This is a genomic window from Paracoccus sp. (in: a-proteobacteria), from assembly GCF_030536915.1.
Classification (GTDB): domain Bacteria; phylum Pseudomonadota; class Alphaproteobacteria; order Rhodobacterales; family Rhodobacteraceae; genus Paracoccus.
The window spans coordinates 43,601-47,979 of record NZ_JAUNPC010000010.1 but is presented as its reverse complement, the minus strand read 5'-3'; the positions used below and the strand labels follow the sequence as shown (position 1 = coordinate 47,979).

At 66.8% G+C, this 4,379-nt stretch carries 4 protein-coding genes; all 4 read right to left on the bottom strand.

Annotation, left to right across the window (positions count from 1 at the left end):
- Window positions 1-566: ATP-binding cassette domain-containing protein (locus Q4F04_RS03515; RefSeq protein WP_303368442.1), on the bottom strand; the 566-nt coding region annotated here is incomplete at its 3' end.
- 84 nt (window positions 567-650) lie between these two features.
- A complete protein-coding gene (locus Q4F04_RS03510) occupies window positions 651-1,847 on the bottom strand; it encodes a homoserine O-acetyltransferase (RefSeq protein ID WP_303368441.1) in 1,197 nt (398 codons plus the stop codon).
- Between the two features lie 63 nt (window positions 1,848-1,910).
- Complete coding sequence (locus Q4F04_RS03505) at window positions 1,911-2,780, bottom strand: sulfotransferase (protein ID WP_303368440.1); 870 nt, start codon at window positions 2,778-2,780, stop codon at window positions 1,911-1,913.
- Between the two features lie 144 nt (window positions 2,781-2,924).
- A complete protein-coding gene (rimO, locus tag Q4F04_RS03500; protein WP_303368445.1) occupies window positions 2,925-4,325 on the bottom strand; it encodes a 30S ribosomal protein S12 methylthiotransferase RimO in 1,401 nt (466 codons plus the stop codon).
- Window positions 4,326-4,379: the final 54 nt, after the last annotated feature.

Sequence of the window (4,379 nt, the reverse complement as noted above, 5' to 3'; positions counted from 1 at the left end):
AGGTGGTTGGTCGGCTCGTCCAGCAGCAGCATGTCAGGCGCTTCCAGCAGCAGCTTGCACAGCGCCACGCGGCGCCGTTCGCCGCCTGACAGCGTGTCCACGTCGGCGTCGTCGGGCGGGCAGCGCAAGGCCTCCATCGCGACATCCACCTGCGAATCCAGGTCCCACAGGTTCTCGGCGTCGATCTCGTCCTGAAGCTTCGCCATCTCCTCGGCGGTCTCGTCCGAGTAGTTCATCGCAAGCTCATTATAGCGGTCCAGCTTGGCCTGCTTGGCCTTGACGCCCTCCATCACGTTGCCGCGCACGTTCAGGGCGGGATCAAGCTGCGGCTCCTGCGGCAGGTAGCCCACGGTGGCGCCCTTGGCGGCCCAGGCCTCGCCGGAAAAATCCTTGTCGATGCCGGCCATGATCCGCAGCAGGGTCGATTTCCCCGCGCCGTTGACGCCGACGACGCCGATCTTGACGCCGGGCAGGAAGTTCAGGCGGATGTTTTCAAAGGTCTTCTTGCCGCCGGGATAGGTCTTGGACAGGCCGTCCATGTGATAGACATACTGATACGAGGCCATGAGCCGCTCCTGTTCGCTTGTTGCGGGCTATCTAGGCCACCGGCGGCGCAAATGTAAGCGGCGCCACGCGGGCGCCGCTTGGACTCACTGGGTCAGGTCGCGGTCGAGGAAGGTGCGGATCTGCTCGCCTGCCTGGGCGATGTTGACCACGCCGTCCAGGTGGCCGCGGGTGCCTTCCAGTTCGACCACCTCGACGGGGGTGCCGTCGGACCTGATGATCGCAGCGGTTTCCCGAACGGCATTGCCGGGGAAGACGAGGTCCTCGTCGGTGTGGATCAGCATCACCGGCACGTCGATGGCCTTGAGGCCGTCATAGACGCTTTCACCCCCTGCCCCGCCGGCGACGAAAAGCTGGTTGGCGCGGATCAGATACAGAAGATGGTTCGCGTCCGACGTCGCCGCCCGCGCCGCGCCGCCGTCGTTCAGCGTCTTCACCACCGCGAACTCGTTTTCCATGGCGGCGGCGGGGTCGGCGCCTTCCTCGGCCCAGTCACGGCCGAAGGTGCCATTGGTCCATTCGGCCGAGTTCGCGTGCAGCGTCACGATCTTCAGCGCCTGCGCCAGCCCCGCATCCGGCGCGGTGCCGCCATAATAGTCGCCGCCGTTCCAGTTCGGGTCCAGCCGCACCGGCGCGCCCCAGATGTCCAGCCAGGCGATCAGGTCAGCATCCGCCCAGCCCGAGGCGATCACGGGGATCACCCGCGTCAGCTTGTCGGGATGCCGCGCCGCCCAGTCATAGGCCTGCAGGCCCCCCATGGACGGACCCATGACGGCGTGCCACCGCTCGATCCCCAGTTGCTGCATCAGCCCGTGCTGGGTTTCCACGAAATCGCCGATGGTCAGGATCGGGAAATCCATGCCCCATGGCTCGCCCGTCGCCGGGTTCACCGTGGCCGGGCCGGTGGTGATGACCGTGGGGCTTTTCGCCGCAAGGTTCACCGGCGTGTCGGCCGAGACGACGAAATACCTGTCCGTGTCGATGGGCTTGCCCGGCCCGATGATCGCGTCCCAATAGCCGGGCGCCGCATCGTCTTCGGCGTATTTCCCGGCGGCGTGGGAGTTGCCGGAAAAGAAATGCGTGATCAGGATGGCGTTGTCACCAGCCTCGTTCAGCGTGCCATAGGTTTCATAGCCCAGCGTCATCTCGGGGATCGTCTCGCCGCCGAGCGTCCGGAAATCGGTCAGGGTGAAGCTTTTCTTCTCGACGATCTCGTCCAGCGCGAAAGCGGGCGCAGCCAGCAGCAGCCCGCCCATCAGGGCGGCCAGGCAATGTCGTGTCATGGGGTCTCCTCTCCCTCGTCCTTGCGGCGAGTAGAGCCGAAGCCCGAAATCCTGTCCACCGCCTCAGCGGATCAGGGCCGAGAACTCCTTGCCGAAGGTTTTCTCGATAAAGGCGAACTGCGGTTCAAGCCGCTCGCGGATCTTGGCGCGGGCCTCGGCGGGGACCGATAGCGCGCTGTTGGCGGCGAAGACCTTTGCCCCGAGATCGCGGTAGCCGAAGGGGTCAAGGCCGCAGAAACCCTCGATCCGCCGCATGAAGCCCTCGGGGTCTTTCGCGATCAGGCCGAAGGGCAGGATCAGCAGCCGGTCATGCGGCAGCCGCGAGGTCCAGCGCGGCACATAGGTCGCGTAATCGCCGCGGTCATACAGCACCGGGTCGTCGATCTCGGCCAGCCATGCCTTGACCCCCTTGGGGTGCTTCTTCTTGCGCGTGAGGTTCATCTTGAGCTGGCTGATCGCCCGGTCCACCGGATGACGGATGATGTAGATGAAGCGTGCCTTGGGTAGGAAGTCGATGGCGAACTCGACCCCTTCATCCGGCAGCGTCGAATATTCAGGGGTGATGTCGCAGGGGATCGTGCCCTCGGGCGCGGGGGCGAAGACCTGCTTGTACCAGCGGTTGGTGAACATCTCGCCCGTGGTGATCCGCTCGAGCCAGGCGTCGAGTTCGGGCGGCATCTCCTGCCCCTTGCCGGCATAGCGCTTTTCCTGGTTCTGGCGCGCGCGCCTGAAATGCCAGGGCAGCCATTGCCGGTGTTCCGGCACGAAGCGGTGGTTGAAGAACTGCGCTTCCTTGAAGGGCGGCAGCCAGACCTGCGGATGCTGGGCGATCATCTGCCCAAGCCAGGTGGTCCCGGCCTTCTGCGCCCCGATGCCGATGATGAGCGGCTTTTTCGGCGCGCCCTCGGGGTCCCATTTGGGCAGAACAGTCACGGCGCAGCTTCACCACGTTCAGGGTCCGCCCGGCCCCGGCCTTCGGCGCGGTCGCGCCCGATCCGGCCACCGCGACAAAACCCCCGGCGCAGACGGTTTCACCCGTCTTTCGCCCATATCCCGCAGCCGGTCAAACCGATAGCCCTACAGCCGGCCCCAGAGGTCATAGTCCGATGCCTCGTCCACCGTGACCGTCACGATGTCGCCGGGGGTCAGCGCCTCGAAGCCCTCGTCGATGAACAGGTTGCCGTCGATTTCCGGCGCGTCGGCCATGGTGCGGCAGGTGGCGCCGCCCTCGTCCACGCTGTCCACGATGACGGGCTGGCGGGTGCCGACCTTGGCGGCCAGCTTCGCCGCAGAAATTGCCTGCGCCTTCTGCATGAAGCGGTCCCAGCGGTCCTGCTTGACCTCATCGGGCACATGGTCGGGCAGGTCGTTCGCCCGCGCGCCACGCACGTTCTCATACTGGAAGCATCCGACGCGCTCCAGTTGCGCCTCGTCCAGCCAGTCGAGCAGATGCTGGAACTCGGCCTCGGTCTCGCCGGGGTAGCCGACGATGAAGGTGGAGCGCAGCGTGATCCCCGGCGCGGCGGCCCGCCAAGCGGCGATCTCGTCCAGCGTCTTCGCGCTTGCCGCGGGCCGGGCCATGCGGCGCAGCACGTCGGGGTGGGCGTGCTGGAAGGGGATGTCGAGATAGGGCAGCACCCCAGTTCCCGTTGCCGCCGTCTCGGCCATCAGCGGGATCAGGTTGCGGACATGGGGATAGGGATAGACGTAATGCAGCCGCACCCATGCCCCAAGCGAGCCGAGGTCGCGGGCAAGGTCGGTGATATGGGCGCGATGGCCCCTCTCCTCGGCATGGCGCAGGTCCACCCCGTAGGCGGAAGTATCCTGCGAGATCACCAGAAGCTCGCGGACGCCGCCTGCGACCAGCTTTTCCGCCTCGCGCACCACCGCATGGGCCGGGCGGCTGACCAGTTTACCGCGCATGTCGGGAATGATGCAGAACTTGCAGGCGTGGTTGCAGCCCTCGGAAATCTTCAGATAGGCGTAGTGGCGCGGCGTCAGCCGCACCTCGGACGCCGGCAGCAGGTCGATGAAGGGGTCCGGCGCGGGCGGCACGGCCTGATGGACCGCATCCAGCACCTGCTCGTATTGATGCGGGCCGGTCACCGCCAGCACACGGGGGTGGACGCCGGTGATGTATTCGGGTTCCGCCCCGAGGCAGCCGGTCACGATCACCCGGCCGTTTTCCGACAGCGCCTCGCCGATGGCCTCGAGGCTTTCGGCCTTGGCGCTGTCCAGGAAGCCGCAGGTGTTCACGATCACCGCGTCGGCGCCCTGATAGGCGGGGCTAATCGCATAGCCCTCGGCCCGCAGGCGGGTCAGGATGCGCTCGCTGTCCACCAGCGCCTTGGGGCAGCCCAAGGAGACCATGCCGATGGTGGGCTGCCCGCCGCGTCCCGCCGCCGCGCGGGCTGGCGCGTCGTCGAGGCGAAGGGCGGGGGCGAGGTCCGGGCGAAGGCTGGGCGGGTTCAGGCTCATGCGGCGCCATATAGCGACGGGAAAGCCGAACGCAAAGCGCAGGAACGCGGCGTT